The organism is Vreelandella lionensis (assembly GCF_044543515.1).
Lineage (GTDB): Bacteria > Pseudomonadota > Gammaproteobacteria > Pseudomonadales > Halomonadaceae > Vreelandella > Vreelandella lionensis.
Genome location: NZ_JBITWC010000022.1, coordinates 18111 through 36536, shown reverse-complemented (window position 1 = coordinate 36536; position 18426 = coordinate 18111). Strand labels below are relative to the sequence as shown.

The 18426-nt window shown below is 55.4% G+C and carries 16 protein-coding genes; 15 read left to right on the top strand and 1 reads right to left on the bottom strand.

The window, feature by feature from the left end; genetic code table 11:
• Positions 1-52: 52 nt before the first annotated feature.
• The 15 genes from rsmH to lpxC all read left to right on the top strand — a co-directional run bounded on the left by rsmH (position 53) and on the right by lpxC (position 17812).
• On the top strand, positions 53-1006 hold the full coding sequence (rsmH, locus tag ACIGG6_RS13815; protein WP_399845177.1) for a 16S rRNA (cytosine(1402)-N(4))-methyltransferase RsmH: 954 nt from the start codon (positions 53-55) through the stop codon (positions 1004-1006).
• A gap of 2 nt (positions 1007-1008) precedes the next feature.
• On the top strand, positions 1009-1344 hold the full coding sequence (gene ftsL, locus ACIGG6_RS13810; RefSeq protein WP_044629182.1) for a cell division protein FtsL: 336 nt from the start codon (positions 1009-1011) through the stop codon (positions 1342-1344).
• Positions 1341-3047, top strand: coding sequence for a peptidoglycan D,D-transpeptidase FtsI family protein (locus ACIGG6_RS13805; protein WP_253501729.1), 1707 nt, complete (start codon positions 1341-1343; stop codon positions 3045-3047). Before ftsL ends, ACIGG6_RS13805 begins: the two co-directional genes overlap by 4 nt.
• A 16-nt stretch (positions 3048-3063) precedes the next feature.
• The gene (locus tag ACIGG6_RS13800; protein ID WP_399845175.1) at positions 3064-4554 is read left to right on the top strand and encodes a UDP-N-acetylmuramoyl-L-alanyl-D-glutamate--2,6-diaminopimelate ligase; all 1491 of its coding nucleotides are present in this window, start codon (positions 3064-3066) and stop codon (positions 4552-4554) included.
• Complete coding sequence (locus ACIGG6_RS13795; RefSeq protein WP_399845174.1) at positions 4554-5909, top strand: UDP-N-acetylmuramoyl-tripeptide--D-alanyl-D-alanine ligase; 1356 nt, start codon at positions 4554-4556, stop codon at positions 5907-5909. The genes ACIGG6_RS13800 and ACIGG6_RS13795 overlap by 1 nt, the downstream gene beginning before the upstream one ends.
• Before the next feature lie 9 nt (positions 5910-5918).
• Positions 5919-7001: a phospho-N-acetylmuramoyl-pentapeptide-transferase gene (gene mraY, locus ACIGG6_RS13790; protein ID WP_253501720.1), complete on the top strand. Its 1083-nt coding sequence runs from the start codon at positions 5919-5921 to the stop codon at positions 6999-7001.
• A 57-nt stretch (positions 7002-7058) separates the two neighbouring features.
• Positions 7059-8438 (top strand): UDP-N-acetylmuramoyl-L-alanine--D-glutamate ligase, encoded by a 1380-nt coding sequence (gene murD / locus ACIGG6_RS13785; protein ID WP_399845172.1) that lies wholly within the window; start codon positions 7059-7061, stop codon positions 8436-8438.
• On the top strand, positions 8435-9631 hold the full coding sequence (gene ftsW / locus ACIGG6_RS13780; protein WP_253501714.1) for a putative lipid II flippase FtsW: 1197 nt from the start codon (positions 8435-8437) through the stop codon (positions 9629-9631). The genes murD and ftsW overlap by 4 nt, the downstream gene beginning before the upstream one ends.
• A gap of 18 nt (positions 9632-9649) precedes the next feature.
• Complete coding sequence (murG, locus tag ACIGG6_RS13775) at positions 9650-10747, top strand: undecaprenyldiphospho-muramoylpentapeptide beta-N-acetylglucosaminyltransferase (RefSeq protein WP_399845171.1); 1098 nt, start codon at positions 9650-9652, stop codon at positions 10745-10747.
• A gap of 17 nt (positions 10748-10764) precedes the next feature.
• Positions 10765-12213 (top strand): UDP-N-acetylmuramate--L-alanine ligase, encoded by a 1449-nt coding sequence (gene murC / locus ACIGG6_RS13770; RefSeq protein ID WP_128082401.1) that lies wholly within the window; start codon positions 10765-10767, stop codon positions 12211-12213.
• Positions 12210-13145, top strand: coding sequence for a D-alanine--D-alanine ligase (locus tag ACIGG6_RS13765; RefSeq protein WP_399845170.1), 936 nt, complete (start codon positions 12210-12212; stop codon positions 13143-13145). The genes murC and ACIGG6_RS13765 overlap by 4 nt, the downstream gene beginning before the upstream one ends.
• Before the next feature lie 25 nt (positions 13146-13170).
• A complete protein-coding gene (locus tag ACIGG6_RS13760) occupies positions 13171-13899 on the top strand; it encodes a cell division protein FtsQ/DivIB (RefSeq protein ID WP_399845168.1) in 729 nt (242 codons plus the stop codon).
• 337 nt (positions 13900-14236) lie between these two features.
• On the top strand, positions 14237-15526 hold the full coding sequence (ftsA, locus tag ACIGG6_RS13755) for a cell division protein FtsA (RefSeq protein WP_253501707.1): 1290 nt from the start codon (positions 14237-14239) through the stop codon (positions 15524-15526).
• Positions 15527-15560: 34 nt separating this feature from the next.
• Positions 15561-16742, top strand: coding sequence for a cell division protein FtsZ (gene ftsZ / locus ACIGG6_RS13750; protein WP_399845165.1), 1182 nt, complete (start codon positions 15561-15563; stop codon positions 16740-16742).
• Between the two features lie 158 nt (positions 16743-16900).
• Positions 16901-17812 (top strand): UDP-3-O-acyl-N-acetylglucosamine deacetylase, encoded by a 912-nt coding sequence (gene lpxC / locus ACIGG6_RS13745; protein WP_399845163.1) that lies wholly within the window; start codon positions 16901-16903, stop codon positions 17810-17812.
• Positions 17813-17921: 109 nt separating this feature from the next.
• Here the strand turns inward: lpxC and ACIGG6_RS13740 are convergent, their stop codons facing one another.
• Positions 17922-18392 carry a DUF721 domain-containing protein gene (locus tag ACIGG6_RS13740; RefSeq protein ID WP_399845160.1) on the bottom strand — a complete coding sequence of 157 codons (471 nt, stop codon included), beginning with the start codon at positions 18390-18392 and terminating at the stop codon, positions 17922-17924.
• Between the last annotated feature and the right edge of the window lie 34 nt (positions 18393-18426).

Below are 18426 nucleotides of genomic sequence, written 5' to 3'. Positions count from 1 at the left end.
TTCCATGAAAGGCGTGCCAAGCACGCCTTCCCAAATTATGTGTGAGAGTAACATGCCTTCTGCTGACGCTGATCAGGTCACCCGTTTTCGTCATACCAGCGTTTTATTGGAAGGAGCGGTAGATGCACTGGTCCATGATTCTGAAGGTATCTACCTAGATGGTACCTTTGGCCGTGGCGGTCACTCCCGGTTAATTCTTTCGCGCTTAAGCGAGCAGGGTCGCTTGTTGGCCATGGATCGCGACCCTCAGGCCATTGCCGCCGCTGCTGAGATAGAAGACTCCCGTTTCCACATTACTCAGCGTGAATTTGCTCACTTGGCTGAATTTGCCAAAGAGCAGGGGCTCTACGGCAAACTCTCTGGTGTTTTGCTGGATGTGGGCGTCTCATCCCCGCAGCTTGATGATCCTGAGCGCGGTTTTAGCTTTATGCGCAACGGCCCGCTAGATATGCGCATGGACCCCACGCAAGGGGAAAGTGCCGCCGAGTTTTTGTCGCGAGCCAGTGAAGCCGATATTGCCAACGTCTTTAAAACCTACGGTGAGGAGCGCTACGCCAAGCGCCTAGCTAACGCCGTGGTGAAACGACGCGTGGAGAAGCCTTTTACCCACACGGTGGATTTGGCGGAGGTGCTGAAAGCCGCCCACCCAGCATGGGAAAAAGGTCGGCACCCGGCGACCAAAGCGTTTCAGGGGCTGCGTATTTATCTTAATGGGGAACTTGACCAGCTAGATGCCGCCTTAGAGGCAGCGCTTGAAGCGCTAGCGCCGGGCGGTCATCTAGTGGTCATCAGCTTTCACTCCTTGGAAGATCGCCGTGTGAAGCGGTTTATCCGCCATCATGTGCGCGGTGACACCCACTTGCCACGGGGTGTGCCCATTCGTGATGATCAGTTGAATCGTCGCCTTGAAGCACTGGGCAAAGGCAGTCGCCCGAGCGACGAGGAAGTGGATGCTAACCCCCGCGCGCGTAGTGCCGTTATGCGGGCGGCCCGTAAGCGAGGCTAACAATGAGTATTGAACGGCTAGAGCATTGGGCTTCCACGCTGAGGGCGGAGTGGCCGTTTAAACTGCGCCTTCGCCTGTGGCCCATCACCATGATTGTGCTGTTTTTTGCCTGTTTATTGACCGGCTTAGCAGTAGTGACCACCACCCATATGACGCGGGTACAGTTTGCTGAGCTTCAGCGGTTAGAGCAGGAAGAAAACCAGCTCCAGACCGAGTGGGGCCAACTGCTGTTGGAAGAGGGGGCTTGGGCAACGCCAGCCCGCATTGAACAAATTGCCACGGAACGGCTAGAGATGCGTATTCCTGACGTAAATGATGTCGAGGTGATTCGGCCATGAAGCGTGAAGGTCGGGGAGGGAAGTCCCGCCAATATCCTATCGCGCCGCCGCTTGCTGGTGGGCGCTTTTTCTTTATTTTGTTAGCAGTTGGTCTCGCCTCTGCCATTTTGATTGGGCGAATTACACTGCTACAGGTGATTGATCGCCCATTTTTGCAGAGCCAGGGTGATGCCCGCACGCTGCGCCATGAAGCTATTCCTGCTCACCGCGGAATGATCACTGACCGTAACGGCGAGCCACTGGCAATATCCACGCCGGTCGTCACGTTGTGGGCAAACCCCCAAGAGCTGCCTTCCGATGCCATTCAGCGAGTAATGTTGGCTCAGGCGCTAGGGATGACGCTGGATGATTTTGAGTCCCGCGTGGCTCGTTATAGCGGCCGAGAGTTCATGTACCTACGCCGCCAAATGACGCCGGAAGCCGCACAACGCATTCTTGATTTGCGCACCCCGGGTGTCTACCCCCAGCGCGAGTACAAGCGCTACTACCCCGCTGGTGAAGTAGCCGCCCAACTGTTGGGTGTGACCAACGTTGATGATGTAGGTCAGGAGGGGTTGGAGCTCTCTTACCAGCCCTATCTAGCGGGTCATCCTGGTCAGCGCCGTGTGATTAAAGATCGTCGTGGTCGGCTGGTGCGAGAGCTGGGCGTGATTCGTGAAGCGCAGCCAGGCGGAGAGCTGACCCTGGCGATTGATCAGCGTATCCAGTACATGGCATATCGCGAATTGCGCGCTGCAGTGGCTGAACATCAAGCAGATGGTGGTGTTTTGGTCATGATGGATGCCCGTACAGGTGAAGTCCTGGCAATGGCCAATCTGCCGTCTTACAACCCCAATAACCGAGCGGGCTTAGATCCTCGTGGTTTGCGTAATCAAGCGCTGGTGGATGTATTCGAGCCTGGTTCGGTCATGAAGCCGTTAGCCATGGCAGCGGTGCTTGAAAGCGGTATTGTTGGCCGTGATGCTGTGGTAGATACATCGCCTGGATGGATGAGGCTTGATCAATTTACGATCCGAGACTTCCGTAACTACGGTGAACTGGATCTCGCGGGTATTCTTGAAAAATCTTCTAACATTGGGATGTCTCGCTTGGCTCTGCAGCTAAGCGATACGGCTATTTGGGAGAAGTATAACCAGCTCGGCCTGGGGCAAAGCCCCGGAACAGGCTTCCCAGGGGAATCTACGGGCAATCTACCGGCTCGGATTCAGTGGTCTAGAAGTGAGCGAGCAGCTCTCTCTTATGGTTATGGTTTATCGGTAACGGCCGTTCAGCTAGCCAGTGCTTATACTGCGTTGGCTAATAATGGTGAACGCTTACCCCCTTCGCTGTTAAGGTTGTCAGAGCCGCCCCAAGGTATCCCGGCCATTGAGCCGAGTGTTGCCAACGACTTACTAGAAATCTTAGAAACCTCGGTTGGCGCCTATACAGGTGGGCGACGTGCCCGTGTAGAAGGGTATCGCGTTGGCGGAAAAACCGGCACCGTGCGTAAAACGGGCCAGCAAGGCTACGCCACTGATGCCTATCGCAGCGTCTTTGCGGGTATTGCGCCCATTTCGGACCCGCGTATCGTGACGGTGGTGATGATTGACCATCCCAAAGCAGGCGAATTTTATGGTGGAGCGGTGGCAGCGCCGGTGTTCTCTAGTGTCACCGGTAATGCGTTGCGGCTACTGGATGTGCCGCCTGACTACGAGGTCGAATAGTGTTTAAGGAGATGGCATGACCATATGCCCAGAACAGTTACGGAAAGCGTTGCACCACGTATGGCCAAGCGCCAGTTTGCCAGCCTTACCTGACCTTCCTCAGCAGCTCAACTTGATCACTGATTCTCGCAAGCTGACGGAAGGTGATGTGTTTGTCGCCGTCCCCGGCAGCCAGCGTGATGGACGAGAGTATATCGAGCAGGCATTAGCGAGCGGTGCCTCGTTGGTACTGGCCCACACCAAAGAGAGTGACGTGCGATTGGAAGGGCAGGTGCTGTTCCTGCCGCATCTTTCGCTACGCCTAGGTGAGCTAGGCCGAACGCTATTTGATGTACCAAGCGGCCTGGAAATTATTGCGGTCACGGGCACCAACGGAAAGAGCTCTGTGACTCACTACATTGCGGAGCTAAGTGAGCAGTTGGGTACCGCAGCCGGCGTGATTGGCACCTTAGGCGTCGGCCGTCCGGGTAAACTTTTGGAAAGCGGTTTAACGACGCCAGGCCCGCTGGCGCTGCAGGCGACACTTGGCGAGCTGGCTCGCCAAGGTGTAAAGCGCGTCGCGCTTGAAGCCTCGTCCCATGCACTAGATCAGCAGCGCTTAGATGCTGTGAATGTGAATGTGGGCGTCTTTACCAACCTCACCCGAGATCATCTGGACTATCACGGCAGCATGGCGGCCTACGCGGCGGCAAAGGCCAAGCTATTTCGCCGTACAGAATTAGCCCTTGCGGTCGTTAATGGTGATGACCCCTTGGCGCGTTTAATGTTGGCAGGGTGCGACGAGAACGTACGTGTATTGGCCACTGGCAGTGATGAAGCCGTGACGCTGCGCGTTCTGGATTGGCAGCCCCATGCCCTTGGGCAGCAGGCGCTGATAGCCACCCCAGAAGGCGAAAAAGTCCTGCAGCTAGGGCTCGTGGGGCGTTTCAACCTGGATAATGTACTACTTGCCATGGCCGTACTTTACGGATTAGGTGAGCCGCTGGATGCGATCTTTGAAGCAGCAGCAGCGCTTTCTCCTGTGCCGGGACGCATGGCCTGCTACGGTGGTGATAACGCCCCTAGCGTGGTGGTAGATTATGCCCACACGCCAGATGCACTGCAGAGTGCGTTGGGTGCTTTGCGTGCCCATTTGGGCAGTCAAGGCAAGCTATGGTGCCTGTTTGGCTGCGGCGGTGAGCGGGATACAGGGAAGCGCGCTGAAATGGCGAAAGTAGCAGAGCAACTGGCTGATCACGTGGTCGTCACCGATGACAACCCACGCAGTGAGTCTGCCGAGCAGATTCGTCAGCAAATCCACGCAGGCTTTGCCGGTAGTGTGCCAGTAGATGATAGAGGTGACCGCCGACAAGCTATTCTTCACGCGGTTCATCAAGCCGCTCCTGACGATGTGATTCTCGTCGCAGGAAAAGGTCATGAAACCTATCAAGAGATAGACGGAGTTCGCCACCCTTATCAAGATGACGAGCAGGTGCTCCACGCCCTTGCCACACGGGGAACCCCCTAATGTGGGCGTTGGCAGAAGTAGCCGCCGCCCTTGGCTGCGATATCTCGTCTGAGAGCGCCAGCTTGCCCATTTCAGCGGTAGTGACCGACACGCGTAAAGTTGTGCCGGGCTGTTTATTTATCGCGCTAAAAGGGCCGCGCTTTGATGGCCATGAGTTTGTAGAGCATGCCAAAGAGCAAGGGGCCGCAGCAGCCCTGGTAGAGCGCGAGGTGGATAGCGCTCTACCTCAGTTGGTGTGCGCCGATACGCGGTTAGGACTTGGGTTGGTCGCGCGGGCTTGGCGTCAGCGCTTTATCCTGCCGCTGGTGGCGGTGACGGGTAATAGCGGTAAAACCACGGTAAAAGAGATGACTGCTGCGCTGCTAGCACCGCTAGGTTGCGTGCTGGCGACAGCAGGCAACTTGAATAACGATATTGGTGCGCCATTAACCCTGCTGCGCTTATCGAGCGAACATCAAGCGGGCGTTATTGAGCTAGGCGCTAATCATTTAGGCGAGATCGCCTGGACTAGCCAGCTCACTGCACCGCAGGTCGCTATTATCACTAACGTGACTGGCGCTCATGTGGGCGAGTTTGGCGGCATGGGCCAAATTGCTCAGGCGAAGAGTGAAATTTTCTCGGGTCTTAGCGGTCATGGTACTGCCGTCATTAATAGGGATGACCGCTACTACGCTTTTTGGGCCGCCTGTGCTGCCCCTCGGCAAATTGTAAGCTATGGCTTACATGACGATGCGGACGTTCACGCGAGGGCACTTTCCTGCGACCCCCAGGGGCGGTATGCTTTCACGCTTGTTGCGCACGGCCAAATCATGGGTGAAGTGCAGTTGCCGCTTATCGGCAAACATAATGTCAGTAATGCCCTGGCCGCATCGGCAGCAGCGCTAGCGCTAGGAGTAACGCCAGAGCACGTCGTGACAGGATTAAGCGGTTTAACCTCGCTTTCCGGGCGGCTAAGCGTGGTGCCGGGGTTACGCAATGCAACGTTGTTGGATGACACTTACAATGCAAATCCAGGGGCGGTTAAAGCTGCCTTGGATGCGCTCGCTAGCTTCCCAGCGCCACGCTGGTGTGCACTCGGGGCAATGGGTGAGTTGGGCAGCGAGTCCCAAGCTTTACATGCAGAGATTGGCCGCTACGCCGCGTCGTTAGGCATCGATACGCTATTAACGTTTGGCGAGGCGGCGCGCGCGGCCTCAAGTGCCTTTGGTCGCGGGCAACACTTTGACGACCACGAGACGCTTGTGCGTCATGTTATTAATACTCTTCCGCCTAACACCACTCTGCTGGTGAAAGGGTCACGTAGTGCAGGCATGGAAACGGTCATTGCTGCGCTGCGTGCGGATGAAACAAGGTAAGCGCCGTTCATGTTACTTCACTTGGCGAATTTTTTAGCCCAATACCAGTCTGTGTTTCAAGTTTTTAACTATCTGACACTGCGCGTTATTTTAGCAGCGCTCACTGCGCTGATGCTCTGTCTTTGGTTAGGCCCATGGGTAATCCGCCGCTTGGTGGAAGGCCAAATTGGTCAGGCGGTACGCGATGATGGCCCGCAGTCGCATCTCTCTAAAGCAGGCACGCCTACCATGGGTGGGGCGATGATTCTTCTGGCGATTGCGATTAGCACGCTGGTATGGGGAGATTTAACCAATCACTACGTGTGGGTGGTTTTGCTGGTAACGCTGGGCTTTGGTGCTATCGGCTGGGTGGATGATTACCGCAAGGTCGTCGAGAAGAACCCGCGCGGCCTACCTGCCCGTTGGAAGTATTTCTGGCAGTCGGTGGTTGGTATTGGTGCCGCAGTAGTGCTTTATGCCACGGCGACCACGCCTGCGGAAACCAGCCTGCTAATTCCGATGTTTAAAGATGTCGCTCTGCCGCTGGGCGTTTTCTACATCGTACTGAGCTATTTCGTTATTGTTGGCAGCTCCAACGCCGTCAACCTTACCGACGGTTTGGATGGCTTGGCGATTATGCCCACTGTGCTGGTGGCGATGGGGCTCTCTGTATTTGCTTATGCCAGCGGTAATGCGGTGTTTGCCAACTACCTGCATATCCCTTTTATCCACGGCACCGGCGAGTTGGCAGTATTTTGTGCCACCATCGCGGGTGCAGGTCTTGGCTTTTTATGGTTTAACACCTATCCCGCCCAGGTATTTATGGGCGACGTAGGTGCCCTTGCCCTAGGGGCTGCGTTAGGGGTAGTTGCGGTCATTGTCCGTCAAGAGATCGTGCTATTTATCATGGGCGGTATTTTTGTACTGGAAACCGTCTCGGTGATCCTCCAGGTAGGCTCCTACAAACTAACTGGACGCCGCATCTTCCGCATGGCACCGCTACATCACCACTACGAGCTGAAAGGGTGGCCAGAGCCGCGGGTTATCGTGCGGTTCTGGATAATTACCGTGGTACTTGTGCTGCTAGGCTTGGCCACGCTCAAAGTTCGTTAATCAAAGAAATAGTAGGCGGCGCACAGGCCGCCTTTGGCGTATGGCAGAAGGAGCCACATGGTGCAGGTACCGAACGGATTTACGGTAGTCGTTGGGCTAGGGCTCTCTGGTCAGGCGATTTGCCGCCATCTTACCCAGCTGGGTAGGCCGTTTATGGTGGCTGATACCCGTGAAGCGCCTCCAGGGGTGGAGGCTTTTCGCCAAACGTACCCGGATGTTCAGGTGCATTGTGGCTCTCTGGCTGCTTTGGATTTTTGTCAGGCCTACGAGGTCGTGATTAGCCCAGGTGTAGATCCTCGCACGGCTGGTTTGGAGGGGCTGCTTGAGCGCCATAACCCTGCCACTGGCGAGCCCATGCTGGTAGGCGAAATCGCGCTGTTCAAGCGTGCCGTGAAAGCACCCATTGCGGCCATTACGGGCTCCAATGCTAAGTCCACAGTGACGACGCTACTTGGCGAGATGGCTGCCGCATCTGGCATTAATGCCGCCGTGGGCGGCAATCTAGGTACGCCCGCGCTTGATCTTCTGGCGCAAAAGCCAGACGCCGACCTATACATCCTAGAGCTATCCAGCTTTCAGTTGGAGACCACGCCCTCTTTAGGCGCGGCCTCTGCGGCCTTCTTAAATCTCTGCGATGATCATCTTGATCGCCACGGCGATCTAGAGGGCTACCGACAGGCCAAGCAGCGTATTTTTATCGGCGCAGAGCACGCCGTGGTGAATGCTGATGATCCGCAAACATGGCCGGATCAGCCGCTAGAGCATATCGAGCACTTTGGGGTACATACTCCCCGTGATGCTGCGTGGGGACTGGTCGAGCAACAGGGCCATTGGTGGCTAATGCAGGGCAAAATGCCATGGCTGTTGGCCGATGAACTGCGTATAACTGGGCAGCATAATTACGCCAATGCGTTAGCGGCGCTGGCGATGGGGCGCGCACTAGGCTTTGATAAAGCCAGTATGTGCGGTGCCCTAAAAGCGTTTGTAGGCTTGCCGCACCGCAGTGAAACCATTGCCGAGCTAAACGGCGTTCGCTGGGTCAATGATTCCAAAGGTACCAATGTGGGCGCTACGCTGGCTGCCATCAACGGGATTGGCACCACCCTGCAAGGAAAGCTGCTTCTTTTGGCAGGCGGCGTTGGCAAGGGTGCGGATTTTTCTCCATTGGCTGCGCCGCTAGCGAATAGCGCTCGCACTGCTATTGTGTTTGGGGCCGATGCGCCGCGCCTTGCTGAAGCGCTTAATGAGGCGATTCCGGTTGAGCGTGTAGAACACTTAACGCAAGCTATGGAGGTTGCTTTCGCCATGGCCAAATCCGGTGATTGCGTGCTGCTGTCACCCGCCTGTGCCAGTTTGGATCAATTCGCCAACTATCAGGCACGCGGTGACGCCTTTCGTCACTGGGTTGAGCACAAACGCAGCGAGTTGACGCCATGAGCGATGAATCTCTCAGTAGAGTACAGCGCCTGCGCGCTGCCTTAACGACCCAGCACCTGCCTTGTGATATCTGGCTGATTGTTGCGGTGGTGGCGTTGGCGGGGCTTGGCTGGATTATGGTCAGCTCTGCGTCGGTGGGGCTGCTGGAAAACAGCTACCACTACTCCCGTCAGCACGGCATCTTTCTATTATTAGCCATTGTTGCCTGCCTCTTTATGTTATGCGTGCCTTTGGAGCTGTGGCGGCAGAACGCAGCGCTTATTCTACTCGTCAGCATTTTTATGCTGGTGGTGGTGCTAGTTATTGGCCAAGAGGTGAACGGCAGTAAGCGTTGGATTTCACTGCCTGGGCCGCTGCCGAGTTTGCAGGTGTCGGAACTGGCGAAAGTGGGCCTTATTTTTTACATGGCGGCATTTATGTCGCGCTTTACCTACGAGCTGCGGCGGCGGGCGTTTACCATGTGGCGGCCATTGGCCGTGCTTGCCGTGCCCGCGAGCCTGCTGTTCTTAGCTCCAGATTTCGGTGGCATGGTGGTTTACACCGTATGTGTCATTGGCATGTTAATGATGAGCGGCGCCTCGCTGACCTTACTGCTCGGCAGTGGAAGCGTGCTGGGGGTTGGGGCGGTGATGATGGTAGTAATGGAGCCTTACCGCTTGGCCCGCTGGACAAGCTTTCTTGACCCCTGGGCCGATCAATTTGCCACCGGCTATCAGTTAACCCAGGCGTTGATTGCGTTTGGTCGTGGGCATGTAACAGGTACCGGTCTTGGCAATAGCGTTCAAAAGCTTCACTACCTGCCGGAAGCCCACACCGACTTTATTTTTGCCGTAGTGGCCGAAGAGCTAGGGATGATTGGTGCCATTTTAGTGGTGCTACTGTTTACTCTATTTATTGTACGCGCCATGTGGGTCGGCCGCCGCGCGGAGCTGGCAGGACACCTGTTTGGCGCCTACGTTAGCTACGGCATTGGATTTATTGTGGCGGCTCAGGCGTTCATTAACATGGCCGTAAGCTCTGGGTTGCTGCCCACAAAAGGGCTTACTCTGCCGCTAATCAGCTATGGCGGCTCAAGTCTGTTGGTGACGGGAATGATGATTGGGCTACTGCTGCGTGTGGATGCTGAGACTCGGCACCGCCCCCGGCGTACGCCCACCCCCTACCGAGCACGCCGAGAACCGCGTTTATCGTAATTATTCAAGGAGTCGTTTGTGGCGACGAACTCGCGTCGACGGATATTGATTATGGCCGGTGGAACCGGTGGGCACGTTATTCCTGCGCTCTCTTTGGCGCATGCTTTACAGGCCAAGGGTGTCGACGTTGAATGGCTGGGAAGCCCGCGTGGTATCGAAAATCGGCTAGTGCCTAATGCTGGTATTATGCTACACACGATTGCCATTGAAGGGCTGAGGGGCAAAGGGCTGGCAGGCTGGTGCAAAGCGCCCATCAATCTTTCCCGAGCGGTGATGCAGGCGCGACGCATCATTAAACGCTTTAAACCTGATGTTGTGGTCGGCCTGGGGGGCTTTGCCAGTGGCCCGGGTGGGCTGTCGGCGCGGCTGTCGGGTGTACCGCTGGTCATTCATGAACAGAATGCCGTCGCAGGCCTCACCAATAAAGTGCTTTCGCGCTTGGCGACGCGTACTTACGCCGCCTTTGAGGATGCGTTTGGCAGTCGTGCAGTAGTTATTGGTAACCCCGTGCGTGAAGAGATTGCGGCGCTAGGCGAGAGCCCTAAGCAGGTGGCTGAGCTGTCTAATAGGCCGCTTAGGCTGCTGGTTGTGGGTGGCTCGCTCGGTGCTGTAGCACTAAACGAGCGACTGCCGCCAGCGCTTGCCGCGCTACCACCAGAGCGGCGCCCGGATGTGCGCCATCAAGCCGGTAAAGAGCTCGACGTAGCCACCGCCCAGGCATATACAGAGCTTGGCATTGTGGCCGATGTTAGCCCCTTTATCGATGATATGGCGGCCGCCTACTCATGGGCGGATCTTGTGGTTTGCCGCGCTGGTGCGTTAACGGTTGCCGAGTTGGCTGCAGCGGCAAAGCCTGCGCTGTTAGTGCCATTTCCATTTGCAGTAGATGACCATCAGCGAGTCAATGCTGATGTGTTGGTGAAGGCGGGAGCGGCGCAGTGTGTCATCCAATCAGCCCTCACGCCTGAGCGCTTAACTCAATTATTAGACGAATTACTTCATCCCGACAGGCTGGCGGAAATGGCGTCTAAAGCGCGCCAAGCCGCTTATTTAGATGCCACCGAGCGTCTTGCAGCAGGCTGTTTGGGATTAGTGAAGCAAGGAGAAACTGCGTGACCGATTCAGTGACTAACATGTCGCCGCAGGGGGCTCGCCCAACTGGCCCCGGTATGCGTCGTATTAAGCGGCTGCATTTTGTAGGTATCGGTGGTGCAGGCATGTGCGGTATTGCCGAAGTATTAGCCAACCAGGGCTACCAAGTTAGCGGTAGCGACATGAAAGCCTCCGCCGTGGTTGAGCGGCTGCGCCAGTGCGGAGTAAGCGTGGCCATTGGTCATGCTGAAGAGCATGTGCAGGGGGCCGACGTGGTTGTTGTCTCCAGCGCAATCGATGAAACCAACCCTGAAATACGCTGGGCACATGAGCACCGCGTGCCGGTAGTGCGCCGTGCCGAAATGCTGGCAGAATTGATGCGCTTCCGTCACGGTATTGCCGTCGCGGGGACTCACGGTAAAACAACCACCACTAGCTTGACAGCAACACTATTGGCCGAGGGTGGCCTGGACCCTACTTTTGTGATTGGCGGAAAACTGACGAGCGCAGGCGCCAATGCTCGTTTAGGTGAAGGTGATTACTTAGTCGCTGAAGCTGATGAATCCGATGCCTCGTTCCTTCACCTTCAGCCCATGGTATCGATTGTTACCAATATCGATGCTGACCACATGGCGACTTATGGCGGCGATTTTGAGCGCCTGAAAAGCACTTTCATCGAATTTTTGCACAATCTACCGTTTTATGGTCTTGCGGTGCTGTGTATTGACGATCCTCATGTGCGTGGGCTGTGTGACCAAGTTAAACGCCAGTTTGTCACTTACGGCTTTGATGAAGATGCCGACTACCGCATCGTTGATTTTTCTCAACAGGCGGGAGAAGTCTCGTTTACCGCTCTGCGCCCTGGTGATGCGGCACCGCTGGCCATTCGGCTCGCTATGCCGGGCCGTCATAACGCCCTCAATGCGATGGCGGCTATCGTTGTGGCCACTGACGCAGGCGTAAGTGATGATGCGATCCAGCGCGGGCTAACTGGGTTCGCCGGGGTAGGGCGACGCTTTCAAGTGCATGGACACTTTCCAGCACCTTCCGGCGGTGGCGATATCATGCTAGTGGATGACTACGGTCACCATCCTCGTGAAGTCGATATGGTAATCCAGGCGGTGCGAGCAGGTTGGCCTGATCGACGCCTTGTGATGCTTTACCAACCCCACCGTTACAGCCGTACGCGGGATCTTTTTGAGGATTTTGTGCGTGTGCTTTCTCAGGTGGATACCCTGGTGCTACTGGATGTATACAGCGCAGGTGAGGCCGTGCTGCCGGGAGCTGAAGGGAAAACGCTGGCGGGCTCTATTCGACAGCGTGGTGAAGTCGATCCGCTGTTTGTCGAGCACAAGCAGGAGCTGCCTGCCTTGTTGAATAATGTGCTACGGCCTGGAGATATTTTGATTACTCAAGGGGCCGGCGACGTTGGCGGTATTTCGCTGCGCCTTGCTCAGGCAAAACTTGAGATGGATGAGGTGGCGCTATGAACAGCGGGCAAACCGGTTCTCTAGACCGCGTCGTAGTGGTTTACGGTGGCACATCGGCTGAGCGGGATGTTTCCCTGAAAAGCGGCGCCGCTATTCTTGCCGCTTTAAAACGTCAGGGTGTGGATGCGCTCGGCTACGACCCTAAAGAGGGTGGTCTAGCAGGGTTTGAGCGTCTGGCGCCTAGCGCCGTGTTTGTGGCGCTACATGGGCGTGGTGGAGAAGACGGCACGTTTCAGGGCGCGTTAGAGCTGCTCGGCGTGCCCTATACCGGCAGCGGCGTACTGGCATCTGCATTGGGCATGGATAAACAGCGCACTAAACAGGTGTGGCAGGCCGTTGGCTTGCCTACCCCTGAAAGCATCATGCTAAGTGAAAACGCTGATTGGGCGGCCGTAGTAAACCAGCTTGGGCTGCCTATGATGGTCAAGCCAGTCCATGAAGGCTCCACCTTGGGCATCAGTATTGTCAAAAACCGGGATGAATTAAAAGCCGCCTACACGGCTGCCGCAAAGTTTGATGCGCGGGTAATGGCTGAGCGGTTTATTGTCGGGGATGAATACACGGTCGCGCTCCTGGGTGATGACGTGCTGCCCGCTATTCGCGTTGAAGTGCCGGGTGGATTCTATGACTACGAAGCTAAGTACATTGCTAACACCACGCAGTACCATCTGCCCTGTGGTTTGTCTGAGCAAGATGAGCAAGCGCTGGCAGCACTATGTAAAGAGGCCTTTTTAGCGGTAGGTGGCGAAGGGTGGGGGCGTATTGATGTAATGCGTGACGCAGCTGGTAAGTGTTGGCTGATAGAGGTTAACACCGTGCCCGGCATGACCGACCACAGCCTGGTACCGCAGGCAGCCGCCTACGCCGGGATCGATTTTGATCAGTTGGTCATGCGTATTTTACAGACCGCCGTTCAGCCGAGCATGCCGTAATGAGTAGCTGGGCAATAGGAGCGTTATGAAAAAACGCAACGCATGGCTGGGCGTTGTGCTGCTGGCGCTGCTACTAGGTGCGGGCGGCCGTGCACTGTGGCTATGGCTTGATCGTCCCATTGAGCGCGTGTCGATTCGTGGCGAATGGGAGTACGTTAGTGCTGATTATCTGCGTACGCAGTTAGCGCCGCTTGTGCAGGATGCAACGTGGCTATCGGCAGATCTAGGCGAGCTACGCCAGCGTGCGCTAGGTATTGGCTGGCTGAATGAAGTGCGAATTTCCCGCGAGTGGCCTAACGCTTTGGTGTTTGAGCTAGTGGAGCAGGTGCCTGTAGCGCGTTGGAACGATGATTTCCTGCTTAATCCTGAAGGGGAGCCGTTTGCATTTGCGCCGTTAGATGCACCTGAAGGGTTGCCCGACCTCTCAGGGCCAGCGGGCAACAGTGAAGAGGTGTTGGCGTATTACCAGCGGTTGACTCCCCATTTTGCCAGTTTGTCGCTATCGCTTTCTCAGCTACGCTTAGAGCCTCGCGGTGCTTGGCGCTTACAGCTGGGAGACGGGGCCTGGGTCATGCTAGGTAGACGTCAGCATGGAGAGCGTTTGGCAAGGTTATCTGCTTCTTGGCAGCGCGAACTTGCAAGCTTTAGTGAGCATATCCGCTATATTGATTTACGCTATCCTAATGGTGTTGCGGTGGCTTGGCATGGTGAAACGGATTTTCAAGAGCGTGAACAGCAAGAGGTCAATGAGTAACCGCTCGTGGCAATGTGCAAAAAGTAGGTAAATGTGAGTGGTTGCCAACGCCGAAAAACCCATGAATGGGGTTTAAATTGCCATCCAGTCCAATTATCGTGGGTGTGCGCTAGTCGTATTGCGACTATTGTTTCTATACTATGTCCCTAGCGGTGATGTGGATGAGTTTTATTATCCTGTCAGCGGTTAGCTTGGTTAGCTTGGTTAGCTTGGTTAGCTTGGTTAGATAGTGTTCTAGTTAAAGTTATTAAACGCAAATTGGTTATTGCGTTGGCGTTTTAATGCCAATTGGCAATATCTACCCTATTAAAATGACGGCAAGGAGATTTACCGACTCATGGCAGGCTCACCCAACGCATCCAATATGGTTGTCGGGCTGGACATCGGAACGTCCAAGGTCGTCGCGATAGTCGGTCAACCCACCGATGATGGGGGGATTGAGATTGCCGGTATCGGTTCCCACCCCTCGCGCGGTATGAAGCGCGGCGTTGTGATTAATATTGAGTCAACGGTTCTGTCCATTCAGCGTGCGGTGGAAGAAGCCGAACTGATGGCAGGATGCGACATCCACTCGGTTTATGTGGGCGTGGCGGGTAGCCATATTAGCTCCATGAATTCCGACGGCGTTGTCGCGATTAAGGAGCGTGAAGTAACACCTTCAGACATTGAACGGGTGATCGACTCGGCCCGCGCACGAGCGATTTCAGAAGGCCAGCGAGTGTTACATGTGTTACCTCAAGAGTTTTCCATTGATACCCAAGGCGGCATCCGTGAGCCGCTGGGGATGTCAGGGGTAAGACTTGAAGCACAAGTGCACTTAGTAACGGCGGCCCTGAATGCTGTGCAAAACATTGAAAAGTGTGTACGGCGCTGCGGTTTAGATGTGGATGCCATTATTTTGGAACAGTTGGCCTCTAGTATGGCTGTGCTGACTGAAGATGAGCGTGAGCTCGGGGTATGTATGGTGGATATCGGTGGTGGTACCACCGATATGGCGATTTTCACAGAAGGTGCCATTCGCCATACAGCGGTGATCCCCATTGCAGGTGACCAAGTCACCAATGACATCGCGATGGCACTGCGAACGCCGACCCAGCACGCTGAAGAAATCAAGGTGAAATACGCTTGCGCATTAACCCAGCTTGCTGCAAGCGATGAGATGATTAAAGTGCCTAGCGTGGGTGATCGCCCAGCCAGAGATCTATCGCGTCAGGCGCTAGCGGAAGTGGTCGAACCTCGTTACGAGGAACTCTTTACGTTAGTAAGAGACGAATTACGTCGCAGCGGCTATGAAGATATGGTGGCTGCGGGTGTGGTGCTCACCGGCGGCACCTCGCGCATGGAAGGTGTAAGCGAACTGGCGGAAGAAATTTTCCATATGCCGGTTCGTATTGCCTGCCCGCAAAATGTCAGAGGCTTGGCAGATGTGGTTCGCAATCCTATCTATGCGACGGGCGTTGGTTTACTGCATTATGCACTGCAGGAAACTCGTCATGGGCAAGGCCTAGAAAGCCACGGGGGAGTCGTTGCGGCCCATAAAGGACGTAATGAGTTAGCCCGGCGTGATATCAAGGATGGCCATTCGGCGCTGGCAAGAATCAAAGGCTGGTTCAAAGGAAATTTCTGATAGGGCCGCAAGCGCGGTTCAGGAGACGGGGCTTATGTTCGAATTGGTAGATAACGCACCCTCGAGCAGTGCGGTCATCAAAGTAGTCGGTGTTGGCGGCGGCGGCGGTAATGCTGTCAACCACATGGTCGAGAGCAATATCGAAGGCGTTGAATTTATCTGCGCCAATACGGATGCTCAGGCACTTAAACGTGTATCCGCAAAAACGGTGCTGCAGCTAGGTAGCGAAATCACCAAGGGTCTTGGTGCTGGCGCTAACCCAGAGGTGGGTCGTCAAGCCGCGATGGAAGATCGCGAGCGCATTGCTGAGCTGTTAAACGGCGCCGATATGGTCTTTATTACTGCCGGTATGGGTGGTGGTACAGGCACGGGCGGCGCTCCGGTGGTGGCTCAGGTGGCTAAGGAGTTGGGTATTCTGACTGTTGCGGTCGTTACGCGTCCGTTCCCGTTTGAAGGGCCCAAGCGTATGCGCGCTGCGGAAGAGGGCATGAAAGAGCTCTCTGAGCACGTTGATTCCTTGATCACTATTCCCAATGAAAAGCTGCTATCGGTGCTGGGCAAGAATGCCACGCTGCTGACGGCTTTTAGCGCAGCTAACGATGTGCTTCTAGGTGCGGTACAGGGCATCGCAGAGCTGATCACTAGCCCAGGTATCATCAACGTCGACTTTGCTGACGTACGCACCGTGATGTCCGAAATGGGCATGGCGATGATGGGTACAGGCGGCGCGACGGGTGAGAACCGTGCACGTGAGGCGGCAGAAAAAGCCATCCGCAGCCCGCTGCTGGAAGATATCGATCTACATGGCGCTCGCGGTATCCTGGTCAATATCACGGCTGGGCCGGATCTCTCCATTGGCGAATTCAACGATGTGGGGGCGACGGTACAAGAGTTCGCCTCTCAAGAAGCGACGATTGTGGTCGGTACTTCAATCGATATGGAAATGTCCGACGAGCTGCGTGTGACGGTAGTGGCAGCAGGGCTAGATGGCAGCAAATCAAAAGCAGCAGCTCGCGAACCTGCGCGTCGCTCTGCGGCAGATGCCTCCTCTTCCGACTACCGCAAGCTGCAGCAGCCGACGGTCATGCGTCAGCAGGCTGCTGCACGCGCAGAAGCGCCGGAAGCAGCGGCAAAGCCGCGTCCAGAAAAACGTCGTTCAGCGGATGCTGATGACTATCTCGATATCCCCGCATTTTTGCGCCGCCAAGCGGATTAAACCGCGCTATCAGGCTCATTGAGGCAGCAAACGAGAGTTTTATTGGTTAAAACGCTCGTTTGCTGTTAAAGTGAACACTGTTTGATAACTTTCTTTCCCCCTGCGGACTTTGTAGCGTTAGGCTACGATCCGCCGTCATCAGAGCTTGACCACTACCCATGATCAGACAACGCACATTACAAAACGTCATCCGCGCCACTGGAGTGGGTCTGCACTCTGGCAAAAAAGTCCACATGGCTTTGCGCCCGGCGCCGGCCAACACCGGTATTGTGTTTGTCAGAACCGATCTGGACCCAGTGGTGAACGTGCCTGCCCGTGCCGAATTGGTGGAAGACACCATGCTATGCACAGCGCTCTCCCATGAAGGCGTCAAAGTCGCGACCGTTGAGCACTTGATGTCAGCCTTTGCCGGTTTGGGGATTGATAACGCCTACGTCGATATCAGTGCGCCCGAAGTGCCAATTATGGACGGCAGTGCCAGCCCCTTTGTGTTTCTGATTCAATCAGCGGGCATTTTGGAGCAGGAGGCAGCGAAGAAATTTATCCGCATTAAGCGTCGGGTTAGCGTTACCGATGGTGATAAAGAGGCTACCTTTTTGCCTCACCAAGGCTTCAAGGTGTCATTTGCTATCGACTTTGACCACCCGGTCTTTGAACAGCAGAAGCAAACGGCGCTGATCGATTTCTCGACCACATCGTTCGTGAAAGAAGTCTCTCGTGCACGAACCTTCGGTTTTATGCGCGATTTAGAGTACCTTCGCTCGAACAATCTGGCGCTGGGCGGTAGCTTAGAAAACGCCATTGTGGTGGATGACTACCGTATTGTGAACGAAGGCGGCCTGCGCTACGAAGACGAATTCGTCAAACATAAAGTGCTAGACGCCATTGGTGACCTTTATCAGCTTGGTTACAGCCTGATTGGCGAGTTCCGAGGTGTTAAATCCGGCCATGCGCTGAATAACCAGCTTTGCCGGGAGCTGATGGCACAGCCCGATTCGTATGAAATCGTTACGTTTGAAGAAGAGAAAGCAGTGGCGCCTATTTCCTATGCCGCTCCTGCCATGGCGTAATTAGGCATAAGGCAAAATGTTGGGGGAGTTGAGTTGAAATAACGAAACGGCCCCCCACTTTATAAAGCATCGCTAAGGCGGTGCTTTATGCGTTTAAGGGCTCGCGTTGCTAAGGTTTTGGTTCTGTAGAGCGCGCGTGAGAAGCAAGCCGCTCCAGAGCGTTTTTTAACGCGGGGTTGTCGGTGTCTTTGGCGCATTCGGCCAGGGTTTTGCCCGCATCATCTGACAGTGTGCGCGTGTAACGCTTAGGTGACTCGATCGGGCGCACTGGACGAACTTTGAGCGTAAACCCTGTCACGCCTTCAAAGCCCGGTAATTGGTGAAGCAGTGACAGTAGCCGCGACTGCTCGTAGCGTAGCCACGTTAACCAGCTGGCTTGTCCGCTGATCAGCGTAAGGCGTCCGTTGCTGAAGCCGCCGACGAAAATGTGCTCGCGCATCTCTTCAGGCAAATGGGCGCGAAGGTGGCGTTGCGCTTGATCAATTAAGCGTGATTGGCGCATTAGCTGTCCAACGCCGCCAGACTTGGTCAGCAGTTGGGCAATGGGCTGTGCGCGAGAACGCTTAACCTTTATACTCATCAACTTAATTCCTAGGGTGTTGCTAGTGACGTCG

Coding starts and splice junctions, on each gene's coding strand:
- rsmH (WP_399845177.1), top strand. CDS start 53: ATGCCTTCTGCTGACGCTGATCAGGTCACCCGTTTTCGTCATACCAGC.
- ftsL (WP_044629182.1), top strand. CDS start 1,009: ATGAGTATTGAACGGCTAGAGCATTGGGCTTCCACGCTGAGGGCGGAG.
- ACIGG6_RS13805 (WP_253501729.1), top strand. CDS start 1,341: ATGAAGCGTGAAGGTCGGGGAGGGAAGTCCCGCCAATATCCTATCGCG.
- ACIGG6_RS13800 (WP_399845175.1), top strand. CDS start 3,064: ATGACCATATGCCCAGAACAGTTACGGAAAGCGTTGCACCACGTATGG.
- ACIGG6_RS13795 (WP_399845174.1), top strand. CDS start 4,554: ATGTGGGCGTTGGCAGAAGTAGCCGCCGCCCTTGGCTGCGATATCTCG.
- mraY (WP_253501720.1), top strand. CDS start 5,919: ATGTTACTTCACTTGGCGAATTTTTTAGCCCAATACCAGTCTGTGTTT.
- murD (WP_399845172.1), top strand. CDS start 7,059: ATGGTGCAGGTACCGAACGGATTTACGGTAGTCGTTGGGCTAGGGCTC.
- ftsW (WP_253501714.1), top strand. CDS start 8,435: ATGAGCGATGAATCTCTCAGTAGAGTACAGCGCCTGCGCGCTGCCTTA.
- murC (WP_128082401.1), top strand. CDS start 10,765: ATGTCGCCGCAGGGGGCTCGCCCAACTGGCCCCGGTATGCGTCGTATT.
- ACIGG6_RS13765 (WP_399845170.1), top strand. CDS start 12,210: ATGAACAGCGGGCAAACCGGTTCTCTAGACCGCGTCGTAGTGGTTTAC.
- ACIGG6_RS13760 (WP_399845168.1), top strand. CDS start 13,171: ATGAAAAAACGCAACGCATGGCTGGGCGTTGTGCTGCTGGCGCTGCTA.
- ftsA (WP_253501707.1), top strand. CDS start 14,237: ATGGCAGGCTCACCCAACGCATCCAATATGGTTGTCGGGCTGGACATC.
- ftsZ (WP_399845165.1), top strand. CDS start 15,561: ATGTTCGAATTGGTAGATAACGCACCCTCGAGCAGTGCGGTCATCAAA.
- lpxC (WP_399845163.1), top strand. CDS start 16,901: ATGATCAGACAACGCACATTACAAAACGTCATCCGCGCCACTGGAGTG.
- ACIGG6_RS13740 (WP_399845160.1), bottom strand. CDS start 18,392: ATGAGTATAAAGGTTAAGCGTTCTCGCGCACAGCCCATTGCCCAACTG.